This window comes from Algoriphagus algorifonticola, assembly GCF_007655305.1.
Taxonomy (GTDB): domain Bacteria; phylum Bacteroidota; class Bacteroidia; order Cytophagales; family Cyclobacteriaceae; genus Algoriphagus; species Algoriphagus algorifonticola.
The window spans coordinates 20,470-37,257 of sequence record NZ_VLOG01000011.1 but is presented as its reverse complement, the minus strand read 5'-3'; the positions used below and the strand labels follow the sequence as shown (position 1 = coordinate 37,257).

Annotated in this window: 12 protein-coding genes and 1 pseudogene; 7 read left to right on the top strand and 6 right to left on the bottom strand. The window is 39.7% G+C overall.

The features are described 5' to 3' along the window. The 4 genes and pseudogenes from FL972_RS19510 to FL972_RS02090 form a co-directional block, all read left to right on the top strand. Nucleotides 1–245 (top strand): hypothetical protein (locus tag FL972_RS19510; RefSeq protein WP_222115999.1); only part of this gene is annotated, 245 nt, incomplete at its 5' end. A gap of 74 nt (nt 246–319) precedes the next feature. Beyond that, nucleotides 320–1,243, top strand: a complete 924-nt coding sequence (locus tag FL972_RS02100) for a DMT family transporter (protein ID WP_186299972.1) — start codon at nt 320–322, stop codon at nt 1,241–1,243. Between the two features lie 235 nt (nt 1,244–1,478). Then, nucleotides 1,479–2,399: pseudogene (locus FL972_RS02095) on the top strand (NAD-dependent epimerase/dehydratase family protein). Between the two features lie 2 nt (nt 2,400–2,401). After that, a complete protein-coding gene (locus tag FL972_RS02090) occupies nt 2,402–3,298 on the top strand; it encodes a cation diffusion facilitator family transporter (RefSeq protein ID WP_144602970.1) in 897 nt (298 codons plus the stop codon). Here FL972_RS02090 and FL972_RS02085 read toward each other — a convergent pair. Next, nucleotides 3,291–3,869 (bottom strand): uracil-DNA glycosylase family protein, encoded by a 579-nt coding sequence (locus tag FL972_RS02085; protein ID WP_144602966.1) that lies wholly within the window; start codon nt 3,867–3,869, stop codon nt 3,291–3,293. The two genes, FL972_RS02090 and FL972_RS02085, sit on opposite strands and share 8 nt — an antisense overlap. Nucleotides 3,870–3,909: 40 nt before the next feature. On the opposite strand from FL972_RS02085, the gene FL972_RS02080 reads away from it, so the two are divergent. From FL972_RS02080 to FL972_RS02070, 3 genes are all read left to right on the top strand, one after another. Beyond that, entirely contained in the window at nt 3,910–4,608 is a 699-nt protein-coding gene (locus tag FL972_RS02080) for a DUF2490 domain-containing protein (RefSeq protein ID WP_250161265.1), read from the top strand. A gap of 380 nt (nt 4,609–4,988) precedes the next feature. Then, a complete protein-coding gene (locus tag FL972_RS02075) occupies nt 4,989–5,579 on the top strand; it encodes a DUF4136 domain-containing protein (protein WP_144602963.1) in 591 nt (196 codons plus the stop codon). 240 nt (nt 5,580–5,819) lie between these two features. Next, nucleotides 5,820–6,665 carry an OmpA/MotB family protein gene (locus FL972_RS02070; protein ID WP_091655571.1) on the top strand — a complete coding sequence of 282 codons (846 nt, stop codon included), beginning with the start codon at nt 5,820–5,822 and terminating at the stop codon, nt 6,663–6,665. 273 nt (nt 6,666–6,938) lie between these two features. On the opposite strand, the gene FL972_RS02065 is transcribed toward FL972_RS02070, so the two are convergent. From FL972_RS02065 to FL972_RS02045, 5 genes are all read right to left on the bottom strand, one after another. Beyond that, nucleotides 6,939–8,294 carry a TolC family protein gene (locus FL972_RS02065; RefSeq protein ID WP_144602959.1) on the bottom strand — a complete coding sequence of 452 codons (1,356 nt, stop codon included), beginning with the start codon at nt 8,292–8,294 and terminating at the stop codon, nt 6,939–6,941. After that, on the bottom strand, nt 8,263–8,937 hold the full coding sequence (locus tag FL972_RS02060; RefSeq protein ID WP_091655573.1) for an ABC transporter ATP-binding protein: 675 nt from the start codon (nt 8,935–8,937) through the stop codon (nt 8,263–8,265). Before FL972_RS02060 ends, FL972_RS02065 begins: the two co-directional genes overlap by 32 nt. Nucleotides 8,938–9,119: 182 nt before the next feature. Further along, the gene (locus FL972_RS02055) at nt 9,120–11,531 is read right to left on the bottom strand and encodes an ABC transporter permease (protein WP_144602954.1); all 2,412 of its coding nucleotides are present in this window, start codon (nt 11,529–11,531) and stop codon (nt 9,120–9,122) included. Nucleotides 11,532–11,561: 30 nt separating this feature from the next. Beyond that, nucleotides 11,562–14,036 (bottom strand): ABC transporter permease, encoded by a 2,475-nt coding sequence (locus FL972_RS02050; protein ID WP_144602949.1) that lies wholly within the window; start codon nt 14,034–14,036, stop codon nt 11,562–11,564. 128 nt (nt 14,037–14,164) lie between these two features. Continuing rightward, the gene (locus FL972_RS02045; RefSeq protein WP_144602946.1) at nt 14,165–16,609 is read right to left on the bottom strand and encodes an ABC transporter permease; all 2,445 of its coding nucleotides are present in this window, start codon (nt 16,607–16,609) and stop codon (nt 14,165–14,167) included. Between the last annotated feature and the right edge of the window lie 179 nt (nt 16,610–16,788).

The following is a 16,788-nucleotide window of genomic DNA, read 5'->3' as shown; positions in this document are numbered from 1 at the left end:
TATCGGGGCGAGCCCAGGTGGGCCCACAGAAGGCTGGAATTGTTCCAGCCTTTTTTTATTTTTTTCTACATTTCCTCAATATAAAATTCAATGAAAAATTAATAGGTATATCCGTTTTCCTGATAACAAAAGGAAAATTTGGTTTCTTATTAGCCCAAAGGATCAAAATCCGGATGCTTCGGTCTTCGGTCATCGGTCTTCCAATCAGTCAAAGAAAAATTGGCTACCTGCATGATTACGGATAGTCAGAAATTTTAATTTCCCCTATTGCTTTTCCCAATTTGAGAATGCTATTTCAAGAAATTTTTACACGCAACCAATGACTGCTCAAAAGGCTGATTCGATCAAAACCAAAGGAATGCTTCTTGCTTTGGCGGCAGCTATTTTTTGGGGAATTTCAGGAAACTGTGCCCAGTTTTTATTCGAACAAAAAAATATAGATCCTTCTTGGTTGGTTTGCTGGAGGCTGATCCTTGCCGGAGCACTGCTTTTGGTTTTTAGTTTCTTCCAATCCAAAAAAGAAACCCTTTCCATATGGAAATCTAAAAGCTCAATTACCCAACTGATAATTTTTAGTATTCTGGGCATGTGGGCAGTACAATTCAGCTATTTCTACAGCATTCGACTATCCAACGCTGCCACCGCAACAGTCATCCAATATATCGGACCTGTATTCGTGGTTTCTTTCTATGCAATTAAGTTCAGAAGGTGGCCTGTTTTAGCTGAAATGGCATCCATGATTTTTGCCGTATTGGGCACATTTCTGTTGGTCACCCACGGAACTTGGTCTACTTTGGTTATTTCACCGCAAGCTTTGATTTGGGGGCTCCTATCGGCACTTGCATTGGCTTTTTACACCATCTATCCTGTTCAATTACTTGCCAAACATTCTGCAGCAGCCGTCTCGGGATGGGGAATGCTTTTGGGCGGCATGTTCTTTGCCATTTACCTTCAGCCATGGCAGATAAACGGAGTTTGGGATGTAGAGTCATTTGCCGCATTTGGCTATATCATTGTTTTTGGAAGCCTGTTGTCATTTTTCTTTTTTCTCACCGCCATTCCATTGATTGGAGCTCAAACAGCATCTTTGTTATGTAGCGTTGAACCTTTATCTGCAGCCATGATGGCTGTTGTTTGGCTGGGAGTCTCTTTTACTGCTATGGATTGGTTAGGTACATTTCTAATCCTTTCCACCATCGCACTTTTATCCTTGGCTACCAAGCCAAAGAAACTTTCCCTATAAGTTGCCTCCTAGAAAGCTTTGAGGTTTGATGACAAACTCAATTTTTATCCTGAAATTCATAGAAAAACCCAGATTATCAATGGGATTTTTCGTAGAAAAACTTAAAACTAAAAAGTAAAAATAGTTTTCATAAAAAAATAGTAATTGAAATCGAGCAGAACACAAGTAATCCAAATTAAAATAAAGGTAAGCTTTGCTAGATTCCAAAAAACTTTTAAACTCAAAATGTGAACTTATGAAAAAAGCAGTTATCCTTGGTGCAAATGGGAATATTGGGAAATATGTTTCTTTGGAACTGGCTAAAACTGATTATCAACTTGTTCAATTCAGCAGAAAGCCTCAAAAAATTAATCATACTGACATCCTATTTGCGGGTAATATTTTAGATTCAAATTCAGTCCATCAAGCCTGTGAAGGAGCAGACCTGATTTTCTTACTGGTAGGCATCCAGTATTCCAGTAAAGCATGGGCGAAATAATGGCCTGTTATCATGCGAAATACATTAGACGCTTCTATTGCAAACCAAGCCAAACTGGTGTTTTTTGATAACATGTATGCTTTAGACCCGGAAGAAATTTCTCACCTGACTGAAAAAACTGCTTTGGAGGCAAGCAGTAATAAAGGTAAAATCAGGAAACAAATATTAGAAATGCTTTGGTCGGAGGTAGCTTCCAAAAAATTAAAAGCACTTGTAGCCCGATCAGCGGATTTTTATGGCCCAGGTGCTAGCAATAGTATGTTAAATGAAATGGTTATTTCAAAAATGAAGTCAGGTAAGAAACCCCAATGGCTATACTCAGCTTCCAAAAAGCATTCTTTTACTTATGTCCCTGACGCAGGCAAAGCCACTGCTTTTTTGGCATTGCAGGAAGATTCCTGGAATCAAGCTTGGAATTTACCAACTGACTCTTCCTATCCCAGCTTAGAAGAAATTGTGCGTATCCTAAATGAAGAATTGGGAAGCTCGCATCAGGTTCAAGTTATGCCAGCCTGGCTTATTTCTGTTTTATCCTTATTTATGTCTATACTTAAAGAGGTTAAAGAACTTCGATATCAACTAGACCAGGATTATTGCTTTGATTCCAAAAAAATCCAGCAAAAATATGGGATCTACCCTACTCCAATTAGAGAAGGACTTAAAAACTGTCTTCGATAATTATGCGTGAACATCACCACCATCCACAGGATAGCAATAATTTAAAGATTGCTTTTTTTCTGAATTTGGGTTTTACCATTTTAGAGTTGGTTGGTGGATTTTGGGTAAATTCAGTAGCCATCTTATCAGATGCCATTCATGATTTGGGAGACTCCCTGTCTTTAGGATTGGCCTGGGGATTACAAGAAAAATCCAAGCAAAAAGCCAACGATAGTTTCTCTTTTGGCTACGGTAGATTTTCACTTTTAGGCGCCCTAATCAATGCAATGGTGCTAATTATTGGCTCAGTTTTTATCATAAATGAAGCAATTCAAAGGCTCATAACCCCAGAAGTAAGTGATGCAAAAGGTATGATCTTTTTTGCAATTTTTGGGGTAATTGTCAATGGCTATGCAGCTTGGAAGGTGGGTCACGGACATTCCCAAAATGAAAAAGTAATCAGCTGGCATCTGATTGAGGATGTTTTGGGTTGGGTAGCTGTTTTAATTGGCGGAATACTTCTCTTATTTTTCGATTGGCCTTGGATTGACCCTGTCTTATCCTTGGGTATCACCCTTTTCATTCTCTGGAATGTTTTAAAAAATCTGAAAGAAACCCTGTATATCTTTCTTCAGGCAGTGCCTTCTGATATTTCTCTAGACCAAATCAAAAAAGAGTTGTGTGCTCTTCCAATAGTTGAATCCATTCATCATACCCATCTTTGGTCAATGGAAGGCGCTCACCACGTTTTTACTGCTCATGTGCGCTTGAAACAGGTTCAAAACCTAAAAGAATTGCTTGAATCCAAAAAGCAAGTTCAAGAGACCCTCAAAAAATATCCTCTGAGTCATTACACCATAGAGTGGGAATTGTCAGAGGAAAATTGTGCATTGGAGCAAAAAGAAAATCCATTCAGATAAGAGCGAGAACTCTATCTCTAAGCTCGGGCAACACTTCAGTTTCAAACCAAGGGTTTTTTCTCATCCATAATCTATTTCTTGGGGATGGATGAACCAAAGGGAAATAATTTGGTAAATACTCTTTGAAATTTTTCACCGTCTCCGTCAGATTGTTTTTTCTTCTTTCTCCCAAATAATAGGATTGGGCAAAAGCACCAATTAATAAAATCAACTTCAGGTTAGGCATCTGTGAAGATAACATAGAATGCCAGGTAGGTGCGCATTCCTTTCTCGGAGGCAAGTCTCCTCCCCTTCCTCTACCGGGATAACAAAAGCCCATAGGCATAATTCCAAATATTTCGGGATCATAAAAAGTAGTTGTATCCACATCCAGCCATCTTCTTAACTCATTTCCACTTGGATCATTCCAGGGTATACCTGTTGCATGAACTTTGGTTCCCGGTGCTTGACCGATAATTAGAATTTTACTTTGAGAATTTACCGAAAGCACTGGATTGGCTCCTAATGGAAGATGGGCTTCACAAAGCTTGCAATTTCTAACCTCCCGAAGAATTGAATTTAAATTTTCCATGAAAAATTGACCTTTTCTAATTCTAAGTTTAATTTGAATTGTGAAAAAGACACTACCCCTTTCCCTTTTATTTCTATTTCTAATTTCTGGCTTTTCTTCATTTGGCCAAAATAACCCGGAATTAGGCTCTTGGTATATGTATTTTGGAAACTTTAGATTTCGGGAAAGTCCTTGGGCTATTCATGGTGAAATACAATATAGAAACCATAACATAGTCGGGGATTTAGAGCAACTTCTAATCAGAACCGGATTGCAATATAATTTAAAAGACGGAAGCGCAAGCTTCACTCTTGGATACGGAAATATCACTACACAACCACCGGGAGAGAGTACGGTTTCTGTTCCTGAAAGCAGAATATATCAGGAAGCAATTTTAAGGCAAAAAGTATCCAAGGTAGGAATCATGCATCGTTTCCGATACGAACAAAGATGGGTTGAATCCTCTCCATTTCGCAGCAGATTTAGGTATGCATTATTTCTAAATGTCCCGCTCAATTCTAAAAGCTTGAGTGAAAAAGGGAGTTGGTATTTACAGCTTTATGACGAATTATTCATCAACGGAGAAAAGTTAGACGGTTTGGTGGAATACTTCGACAGAAATCGGCTTTATGGGGGATTAGGATACCGAATTCAAAGTCAGTTGGCTGTTCAGGTCGGTTTTATGGAACAAAAAACCAATCGATTTTCAAAAAATCAGCTTCAATTCTCTGTTTTCCATCAATTATACAGCGGCAAGTAATATTTTTTCTTAACTCTCTAAAAACCAGAAGCTTTTAACACATCGTATATGTGTAAAAGATATTTTTCGGGAATTTTCAGTAAAATTTTAAATGATTGATCCAGTATATGGATTAAACGCAAATATCTTTTTAAATTATAAGACAGGAAGTTGAATATCAATAACTTGAAACAAAGTATTGGTAAAGCAGTTTGGTTTTTGAGTTAGAAAATTCAGCTTTTTCCGATCAAACATAGAAGAGGATAAATTGAGAAACAATTGCTTTTCTGCTAAAGGAATTCCCTAAAATGTATCAAAGGGAGCTAGTGAAAACCTCGACTTTCCTATGACTTGTTTGAATCTAAAAATATCGGCCTTAGTCAACCATAAATTCATATCATATGAAAAACTCTACCTATTACCTAGTCTTGCTTGTTTTGGTAATTTCAAGCTGCTTCACCCAAAAAGATTACATTACAGAATACGATTACAATTACCAGGGTACCTTCAAACGATATAAAACTTTTGCATTTGTTGAGATCAACGAACCTGAAATTGAAACAATCACGCCGGTTTTAAATGCTACCATTGGAGCTAGATTGGGATCTCAGGGCTTTGTAGAGAAAACTGATAAACCAGACTTATTGGTCAGCTATAAGATTTTTACCGATTCGATCCGTTATAGAGGATATGTGCAGCCCGAGTTTGATTATTGGTTGCAGAGGACAGGAAGCCGGGTATTGGAAAGGGATTTGGAAAAGGACAAAGATAAAGAACTGGAGAAGGACGAAACCTACAACCAAATCAAGTACAAGGAGAATAATGGAATGCTAGTCATTTATGTTATTGACAATAAAAGAGGAAACACTATTTGGCAAGGTTATACCGCTGCTAAATTTGATTTTGAATCCCCTAGTTTTCAGTCTGACATTACCCGTGCTGCCTATCGGGTGATGAATGAATTTAAAGTTGTAAACCGTTACATGGAATAGATTCTGTGGAATAATTCCCCAGTTTGCTTAGTGATAATCCCATCTTTTCGATGGGATTTTTTTATGTAAAAAAAGTAAATCATTGTTTTTCAATTGATTAAGCCATTATATGATTTCTGAAAATCACTGGCAGTTCTTTTGGATCAAGAAGAATAAACCTAGAAATCAATTCTGCCAGGAAACAAAAGAATTTCTAAACATGGCAGATTTTAATCGACTTGAAAAACAAATTTTAAAACCATGAAAAACTCTTTGATCCTTTCAGGCATACTTAGCGCAAGTGTTTTAGTGTCCTGTGTGTCTAAAAAGAAGTACACCGAGTTGGAGAGTAATCTCTTCAAGACTCAAACAGAATTAGCCATGACCAATCAGGAAAAGGCTGAATTGGAAGAAAAAATGGCAGCCATTGAGGCTAGAGTAGCAGAATACAACGCGAGAATCAATTCTTTGAGAGACACCAATGATGCCTTGACTCAGTCCAATAACTCATTGTATTCAATCGAGTCAGGAACCGTCATGTCCAAAAACTCAAAGCAAAAGATGACTGAAACTTTAGCAAAGGTGGATCCTGAGAAGCTTGCTCAAGCTAAGACTTTGGAGGATTCTGTAAACTTGGCAGTGGAATATAATCTGAAGCAAAACATCACTGAAAACACCGGAGGTGAAGAAGATGACGTAGAAATCAGCATTGATCAGACGGTGGTGATGATCTCTGTTTCTGACAAACTTCTTTTCAATACCGCATCTTACAGAATCAACAGCAAAGCAGATCCCCTATTGAAGAAATTGGCAGAAGTAATCAACGCTGAGCCTAGCCTTCAGGTGATGATAGAAGGTCATACAGACCCAAGAACCATCTCTAATGCAGTTGTTCAGGATAACTGGGATCTATCTGTAAAAAGAGCTACCTCTATTGTTAGAAAGCTTCAAAATGATTTTGGTGTAGCTCCTGAAAAAATGATCGCTGCGGGTCGTGCGAGCTATATGCCGATCGTTGCCAACGATTCTAAAGAAAATATGGCTATCAACAGAAGAACGAGAATCGTCCTAATTCCTGATTTGGATATGTTCTTTGCAATGTTATAAACAAAACCAACTACCACAACTAAATCAAAAAAAGCAGACTTTATGGGTCTGCTTTTTTTCTTCCCTTCTAATTGGCTTATATGGATAACCGCTTTCTTACCAGTATTGACAAAAATACGGCTTATTTTCTGCTGAAAGGATTAGAATCCGGAAGCTTCGCCTGCCTGCCGTGGCTGGGTCTTCGGTCGCCCGTGCTGAGCGAAGTCGAAGTATCCAATCAGTCAAGCAAAGAAAATAAAGCAACTGGCATGATTGCGAATAATCAGATTGGCTTTAATCAGTGCTCAAAGTTCCTAAAGCGAACTGCATTAATACCTCCTGAAAATATAGGGTGTAAATTGCCTGAGCTTGATCTGCTTGGGCAGCTACAAATTGCTGGTTAGCCGCAGATAGATCTACAAAATTGGAAATCCCCAATCTAAAGCGCTCCTGAACTGCATTTCTCGCCTCCTCTGCTGCCAAAACTTGTAACCCGGTATTTTGCTCTTTCAATTTAGCTGCTTTATAATTTTGCCAGGCTAATCTCACATCTTGGTACACCCTTCTATCCAAAGACTGTAGGGTCAATTGCTGATTTTCATAGGCTACTTTAGCTCTACTCACATCCAATCTGGTTTGCCAATTGGAAAATATGGGAATCACCAGATTCAAGCCGAGCGTATTTTGAGGATATATCCTTAATAACTGCTCCCTAAGGCTTCTACTATCTAAGGATGTAAAAAAGGTATTGTAATTATAAAAAGCGGAAACCCTAGGAAAGTACATAGCCTTTCTTGCCTGCACATCTTTTTTGGTAGAGCTTACCAAAAGCTCCTGCTGCTTCATATCAGCACGGTTTGCCATAGCCAACTCGTATAATTCTCCCAGATTTTGCCCGGCAAAGCTTACCGATGAATTAGTAGGATCAACGGGTTCCAAAGCAGGAATTTTACCCGCCTCCAATTGCAGATATTCTGATAAAGACCAAAGATCATTTTCCAACTGAATTTCCGCATCCACCTTTACGGATTGCAGTCTGGCAACTTCAGATTGCTGATTATATAAATCAGAAACAGTTCTTAATCCAGCCTCTACGAACCCCTCAATTTGCCGAAGTTGCTCCTGCTGATTTTCCAGATTTTCTATCGCAATTTTCAATAACTCCTGATCCAATAGAACCTGTAAATACCTTTGAGCTACATCGAATACTACCTGTTGTTTGGCCCTTTCCAAGCCCTTTTCTCCAGCCTCAAATGCCAGCTTTGCCGATTGAGTATCCAAAATTCTCCTGCCCGCATTGAATACAGGTATATTCATATTTAATCCTCCGGAAACAATTTCATTGGTGACATTGGTAACTACAATTTCACCTTCTACTTGTTGAAATTGCTGACCACTTTGCCTCAATAAATTAGAGTTGATTCCCACAGAGGGCAAATGAGATAGTGCCGCTACCTGCTTCTGCTTTTTCAGGATTTCCATATTATTCTCCTGAATTTTATACTCCAGATTTGCATCAAGTCCGAATTCTACTGCCTGACGAAAATCCAACCTAAGAGTATCCTGGGCATAAGTTCCAAAGGAACAACAAGCAAAAGTCAAAAGGGTAATTAGAAATTTATAGCTGTTCATCACTTTCAATTTTTCCATCCAATAGATTGATTAATCTGGTTCCATAATCCGCATTCTCTCTAGCGTGAGTAGCTTGGATGATGGTGGTTCCCTCTTTATGCAATTCTTGAAAAACCTCCATTATTTCCTTGGCCTGAGTGGAATGAAGATTTCCTGTAGGTTCATCCGCGAGAAGCAAACTTGGTCGGCCGGCAACAGCCCTAGCGATTCCCACCAATTGCTGTTGTCCACCGCTCAACTGAGCAGGGAAGAGGTCCTTTTTGGCTACCATGTTAAAGCGATCTAAAAGATCTGCAATAATGCTTTTCCGCTCGGATGAAGCCACATTTCTATAAAGAAGTGGCGTTTCTATATTTTCATAAACAGTCAATTCATCTATCAGATGATAAGCCTGAAAAATATATCCAAACTCACTTTTGTGCAGATTGGATCTCTCCTTGTCCTTCATTTTACGGATATTTTTTTCTCCAAAAAAATATTCCCCATCGTAGTCTTCGTCCAACATTCCTATGATATTCAGCAAGGTGGACTTCCCCGCTCCTGAAGGGCCCATCAAAGTAAGGAACTCCCCTTGTTGGATAGTCAGATTTATTCCTTTTAGAATAAAAATCCTCTGGAAACGGGACTCAATGTATTTATCGATTTCTTTGAGTTGTATCATACTTGAAAATTAACTTCAATAACCATTTCCACTTCCATGCCATAAAAAAAGGCCTCAGAACAAGTCTAAAGCCCCTTTTTGATTAAGCAACCCTATATTTTCTCGAACATTTTTGTTCGCTGGCGAACGATTTTTCCACCAAAAACAAAATCACTTATTGATTTAAAATATTACCAAATCCCTTATTCGTCTTTCAGAATTTCGGCAGGATTCGATTTAGCCGCCACCCAGAAATGAGCACCTACTATCCCTATGCAAAGAACCAATAATGCCAAGCCTCCCATCAAAAATTGCAGGTAAGGCATATCAATCCGGTATGAATAGCTTTCCAAAAATTCTTTAGCGAGCCAATAAGTTGGATAAGCTGCTAATAGAAAGGAAATGCTGACCAGCATCACGTATTCCTTACTGATAAGTCCTAGAATCTGAGCAATACTGGCACCTAATATTTTTCTCACAGAGATCTCTTTCAATCTTTGAGATATGGTGAAAGAAGAAAGTCCAAACAATCCCATTCCAGAGATTAGGATGGCTATCATACTGGAAAAACCGAGAATGTTTCTTATGCGCTGATCCTCTTCGTAGAATTTCGCTATTTCCTCATCCAGAAACTTGAAATCAATTTCCTCAAAAGGATAAACACTCGTGTATGATTCTCTTAATCCAAGTAATGCTGTCTCGAGGTTGATTCCTTTCCCCAGTTTGACTGAGATGACATTATAATAATCAGGGTTTTGAAGAAAAACCATAGGAAGAATCTCTTCCTTCAGCGATCGGGAATTGAAATCTTTCATCACTCCAACAACAGACTTTGGCCCTCCTCCAATTGTTATGAAACTACCGAGAATTTCCTGTGCAGAATTGATCCCTGCTTCCTTCAAAAAGCGTTCATTTACCAAAACCTCTGTTTGATTTTGAGTTAAATTCCTTCCAGCCAGCAGCTCAACTCCATTTACTTGAACGAAGGATGAATCCACATTTTTCACTTGTGTAAAAAATTCCATCTCTGCGCTGTCTACAGGAACTTTCACATCAGAGGTCCAAATTCCATTAGAAGAAATGGCATCTCCTCCTAAACTGGCTCCTTCCACAAAACTCATTTGAGTCACCTGGCTCTGAAGGAGTGAAGCCTTTTCAAAACCTGCCATAAAAGGTAAGTAAGCATAGACCACTGCATCTTTTTCAAATCCAACTGGCTGACTACTGATATATTTCAATTGAGAGCCAATAACCATTACTAAAATCAAAAAGACCATGGACACAGTAAACTGAAGAACCGTCAGATTTTTTCTCAAAAAGGCCCCAAAGGAGAATTTCGCCGAACCCATTTTCTCGCCTTTCAGGGCACGCTGAGGCTGATAATTAGCCAAAACCAAGGATGGGTAAATTCCCGAAACCAAAGTCAATAAGACTCCGAAAAGAACTATAAATATTAAATTATATCCTGCTAAATACGGCATCGTGAAGCCGTCTGGAAGATAGCTTTGGAAGGTTTTTAATATCAAGTCTGAAAACACCAAACCCAGCAAAGTTGCGCCTAATACCAATAAGTAGGTTTCGGCTAGAAACTGAAACATCAGCTGGAATTTGTTGCCTCCAAGTGTTTTTCGAATCCCTACCTCTTTTGCTCGGCTGATTGCTTGGGCAGTTTCTAAATTGATAAAATTGAGACATGCCAAAATCAAAATGATGGCTCCAACAATCAACAAACCCTTAATCAGCTCTTTTGAGGCACCTGTTTCATCCAGTAGTCCGTAAGAAAAATGAAGTTCCGATAAGGGTTCCAATCCAAACGAGGTGCTTCCCTCCTCTTCATCGGCATAGTATTTACCTGCTATTGCATTAAGCCCTTCCTGTAAGTTGCTGGCAGAGATTCCATTACCTGATTTAAAGAAAACCTGACTGCTGGAATTGATATTGGTCCATGAATGAAGCCCATACCAGTCTTCTTTCTCATTCTTTTTAATAGTGGAAAAAGAGATGAAATCCTGAAAAATAAAATCGGTGTTTTCATCATAATCCTGGATAACACCAACAATGGTTGCCATGATGGTATCAGCATCCACATAGCGAAGCTCTTTTCCAAGTACTTGATCCAGAGGTTGATTGGGAAAATAAGTATTCAAACTCTTTTCACTAATCACAACCTGATTAGGTTCCTGTAATGCTGTCTCAGGATTTCCTGCCAGCCAAGTTCTTGGGAGAACTTTAAAAAAACCAGGATCAGCGAAACTAATGTAATTCTTCCTGCCAAAGTTTTTATTTTCTTCCGGAATACTGGCATGTGTTTGTCCTAAGGTATAGAGTCTACCTACTTCTTCAATACCAGCCAATTCTTCTCCTAAAACCTCACCCAATGGCCCTGGAGCAGCCGGATAACTGTATTTCATTTCTCCATAATCATTCTCCGTGATGATTCTATAGATCCTCTCTTTATCAGGGTGAAAATTATCAAAACTGTATGCGTGCCATACGATATTGAATATCAAAAAGCATATCGCAATCCCTAGAGAAAGTCCGAGGATATGGATTGCTGTTCGGAGCTTATTGCGGAGAAGATTCCTCCAGGCGATTTTAAAATAGTTTTTGAGCATAGCCTTAGCGTTTTTGAAAAATAATTGATCCTACTCTGATTTAATTGATTTCACTGGATTGGAAGTGGCAGCTTTCCATGACTGCCAAGTCACCGTCAACCAGGCAAATACCAGCGAAGTCATCCCCGTTGCCAAGAAAAAGCCAATAGAAATATTTACTTTAGTTGCGAATTGCTCTAGCCATTGACTCATCAAATAAAATCCAAGCGGAAAGGCTATTAGTAAGGCCAAAATCACCGGATAAATAAACTCTTTGGACAATTGAGAAATAATCCCCTGAACGGAGGCTCCTAGGACTTTTCTGATACCAATTTCTTTACGCTTAGTTTCTGCCGTGAATATGGAAAGTCCTAGCAATCCCAAGCAGGAGATCAACAAGGTTAGTATAGCAAATGCGCCTAGCAAATTACCCGTTCGGGCCTCTTGAGCATAATTCTGGGCAATCCGCTCGTCTAAGAATGAATAATCGAAAGGAATTCCTGGAATTATTTGATTCCATGCATTTTTTAATTGAGTAATTTGAGCTTCATCAAAGCCATTTCCTGTTCGAATTAATAAGATATTGCTTCCATCAAAAGCTGCATTTTTTACAGGAAGGAAAACAGTGGGTTTGATGGTGGTTTTTAAATCCTGAGTATGGTAATCCTCCACCACTCCAACGATATTACCATTGTAATCAGAGAATAAATTACCATTTTCATCGGTATATATTCTAACTGCATTTCCAAGAGTTTCCTGCCCTGCCTGAGCAATTATGGCTGCTGCGGATTCATTTACAACTACGCCAAGATTTTCCATTTTTGGAAATTGTCCCCTCATCATTTCCGTTACCTCCCCCTGATCCTGAAAATCCAGTGAAAATTCTCTTCCAGCAATCACCTCTACTCCCAAATTTTCGAAGTAGGATTCATCTACATATTGAACATAAATAGAAAAGGCTTCTTCTATTTCAACTCCCCTGAAAGCTACGGAAGGATTCCAACCTCCTTCCAGTCCGGGAGCATTGGAAATTGCATTGACAGAAACCACTCCTGATTGTTGCTCAAGGGACGATTTAAGGGGCTCAATTTGGGCTTTTGCAGCATTTCCGAGTTTCACGGTCAATAATCCCTGGTGATCAAAGCCCATATCAGATGTTCTGAGGAAAGTATGTTGCATATAAGCTACCCCGGCACAGAAAACCAACAGGGAAGAAAGCGCGAACTGGAAAACTACCAGCGATTTTCTCAGCAAGGCTTTTCCACCTGAAATTTGGGAGTTTTTAAGAATGACATCCGGTCGGAGGCCACTTAGGTAAAATGCGGGAAAAACCCCTGCTAGTAAGGAGGAGATTATCCATACAGCCAGAACAATGCCTATCAAAGAACTATCTGAAAATAACGGAACTTCAAATGATAAATCCAGCATGGATGTGAAAATTGGTTGAGCCAGACCCACCAAAATCAACCCTAGAACAAGCGCAAATGCATTTGTTAAAAATGCTTCAGCCAGAAATTGAGCCATCAATTGTCCTCTCTTAGCCCCATTGACCTTTCTAACACCTATTTCTTTCATCCTTCTGATAGCACGAGCAGTAGCCAAATTGATGAAATTGATGCATGCTAGCAAAAGCACAAATCCACCGATTGAAAGGAAAATCCACAAAGTCTTTTGATCTACACCTGCCGTCCACTCGCCTCCAAATCCTGATTGAAGATGTATGGATTGTATGGGTTGTAGGTAGTATTGGTAGTTTTTAGTCTCCGCAGGATCACGGTAATTCCCATTTATTTCCGGAATTCTATCACTGATTGCCTGGGCATTTTGACCCTCTTTTACTTTGACATAGGTAAATGTTTGAGGCCACCAAAAGCTACCAAAATCAGCATTTTGAGGAAAATTATTAAGATTTTTGAAAGTGGAAACCGAAGATAAAAAGTCAAACTTCATGTGGGTATTTGCTGGAAGATCTTCTACCACTGCCTTTACTTCAAAAGCTATATCTCCTGTAGCCAGAAGCACTTTACCAACAGGGTTTTCATCTCCGAAATAGTGCTTTGCTTTAGATCTGGTCAGGACTAAACTAAAAGGATCATCAAAAGCTCCTTTCAGACTTCCCTGAAGGACCTTTAGCCCAGCAATGTTTTCAAATCCGGGCTCTGCATAAAAAAAGTAATCTTCTCTGAAACTTTCTTCGGGATTGATTCCATCGACAGATTTGAGATAAGTATTGATTTGAATTAAGCTGACAATCTCTTCCAACTGCTCCCCAAACTCTTTACGAAGCATAGGGGCCACAGCTCCCCCAGCCCAGGCAGAATTCCCAAAATCACGAACATGCTGAGAAACTCTAAATATTCGGTCAGAATCCTCTTGAAATGAATCATAGGATTGCTCAAATTTCACATAAGAAGCCAGTAAAAGAAAGCATGCTAAGCCTATTGCTAGGCCCAAAACATTTATAAGGGAGAATATTCTTTGGCGAAGAAGGGTTCTCCAGGCTATTTTTAAGTAGTTTTTGAGCATTATCAGGAAATAAAAGTTTTGAAGATCTATTATGGCTGGTTTAGTCGGGTTGTTTGGTATTAAGTTGGTGGTTATTTGTTTCTAGCCTCTAGCTTCTTTGATCTTGTTTCTAAGGTCTTGATACTTTTTTATTCATCCTTCAAGGTATTCACCGGATTACTCAAACTGGCCTTGAGAGATTGAGCATAGACTAGAGCAAGGGTGAATGTAATTCCTCCAATAACCAGTAACGCAAAGCTGATCCAGGAAGGCCAACCCTTGACCGCAAATTGATCCAGCCAGCCTTGCATCAAATAGATGCTCAGCGGAAGCGCTACTATTACCCCAACCAGCGTAGTGACAATAAACTCCTTTCCAAAAAGCCACGAAATACTCCAGCTTGATGCTCCTAGGACTTTTCGGATTCCGATCTCTTTGGTCCGTCCGGCGATCGACAAGGCAACCATAGCAAACAATCCCATAGCCGCAATCAAAATAGCAAGTGATGCTGCGATAAATACCATTTTCCCCAATCTCCGATCAGATTGGTACTGAGCTTCAACCGTTTCATCCAAAAAAGAAATTTCCAAAGGTAGGCCTGCAAACTGTTTTTCCCACTCCGCTTCGATCACGCTTCGAACCTGATTGATATCACTACCTGCAGCACGAACAAGCAGCTTAGGATTGGTGCTGGAGTTGATCATAAGATTGGTAATCCCACTGAATACGGCCATAGGAGACTTAGCAATCATCACGGGTTCTATAGGTTGGTAAAGCGAGGCATGATGAAAATCCTTCACCACTCCAATAATCTGATGGGGTTCAAAATCGGTTCTTGGCAGCATTTCTCCCATAGGATCCTCCCAATTAAATGCCCTAGCAAAAGCCTCATTGATGATCAGGGCACTACTGTCAGCTCCCACAGCAGGGTTAATGGTTCTTCCTTCCAAAAGCTCCATGCCTAGTGTTTCCATATAGTCCCCCGAAACGAAGTTGACTTTGAACGAAAACATCGTTCCATCTTCCAAAGGAAATCCAACCTGCCAAAAGGCATCATCTCCATAAGTAGCAACAGTCAAAGCTGTGGAGGCAATCTCTGTTCGTGACACCAATGTCTGACGAAAACTCTCGGCAGTTCTAAAACTTTCTTTCAAAGAAGTTACAAAGTTTTGGGAAGGATAATCCGGCATGTCCACAATCAGAATCTGCTCCTGATCAAAACCCAAGTCATATTCCTGAATTGCGTTCATCTGATTGACCATAATCAAGGTGGTGGCAATAAGTAGGAAAGAGATGAAAAACTGAAAAGCAACCAACCCTTTCCGAAGGCCTTGCTTCCCAAAATGGAAGGAAAGATTTCCTTTCAATACCTTAATTGGACGCAGTCCGGATAGAAAAAAGGCAGGGTAGGCTCCAGCCAATCCTGAAATAAATACAATCAGCCCAGCCAAAATCCCAAACTGAGTAGGTCCATAGACGATATCTAGTTCTTTTTGAAAAAGATCATTGAAAGTGGGCAGGAACAACTCGGCAAGCACTACCCCAATTACGGAGGCTGCTAAGGTTGTCAAAAAGGCCTCCATCATAAACTGAATGATCAGTTGGCTAAAACTGGCTCCCATGGTCTTTCTTACTCCGACTTCCTTAGCCCTTGAGGTTGCCCTTCCGATAGCCATCGTGGTAAAATTAATGCAGGCAATGAGTAATACCAGAAAGGCTATACCCGACAAAATCCAGAGCAAAGATTTTTGGGTTGTTTCCACTGCCCCATTCCCTGCCCCTTCAGCAAAGTGCATATCAGCCAATGGAGTAAGCGTAAAGTAAAGTCCGCCTTCCTCATAATCCTCACCCAGAGACTTTTTCATAAAAGCTTCCATACTTTGATGAATAGAGGCTACTTGTTCCGGATTATTCAGCTTAACCAGATTAAATCCCCATACATTGTACCAAGAGGATAAACTCTCCTTATCCGCAAAGAAATCCATGTTTTCAATCGGCATTAGAATTTCGAAGGGAATGGAATTATTGGCAGGCGGGTTTTTCAAAAGTCCTGAAACTCTATAGTCTACAAAGTCCTCTCCCATTTTCAGTTGGAGTGATTGGCCTATTGGATCTGCAGACCCAAAGTATAGCTTGGCAGCTTTTTCGGTGATCACCACAGAGTATTTATCCACCAGCTGGGAAGAAATATCTCCTTTGATCAAGGGAAAGTTGAGCATCTTTAAAAAGTCTGGATGAACCAAGCGGATTCTTTGGTTTTGAGTACTCTGATCAGGCAAGATTGCCTGAACGTCTGCATTGGTAACGCCAGTAATTGCCTCAATTTGGGGGAACTCCTCTCTGAAAGCTGATTCAAGGACTACCGGGGATGAGTAGGATTCCTTCATTTCCCCGTCAATCCGCTCATGTGTTTTGACTCGGTACATCCGATCTAAATCTTGATGGAAAGTCTCAAAACTCAGTTCAAACTGAACGAAGAAAAAAATCAAAATACTTACTCCCAGACCTAAGGATAAGCCAATCAGGTTGATCCCAGTATGGAGCTTGTGCTTGAGAAGATTTCTAACTGCAATTTTGAAATAGTTCTTTAACATATACGAAAAGCTTTACATCATTTGCCAGAGATAATTCCAGTTTTATGCCATTTCAAAAGTACTTTTACAGCCTAAATACAGCGATTTTTCAAAAATTCAGGATTTACCTCGGACAATTTTGTCCGCTGACGGGCAAATAAATCTTAAAAATATTGGCTCTCACCTATTTAACATGGGTT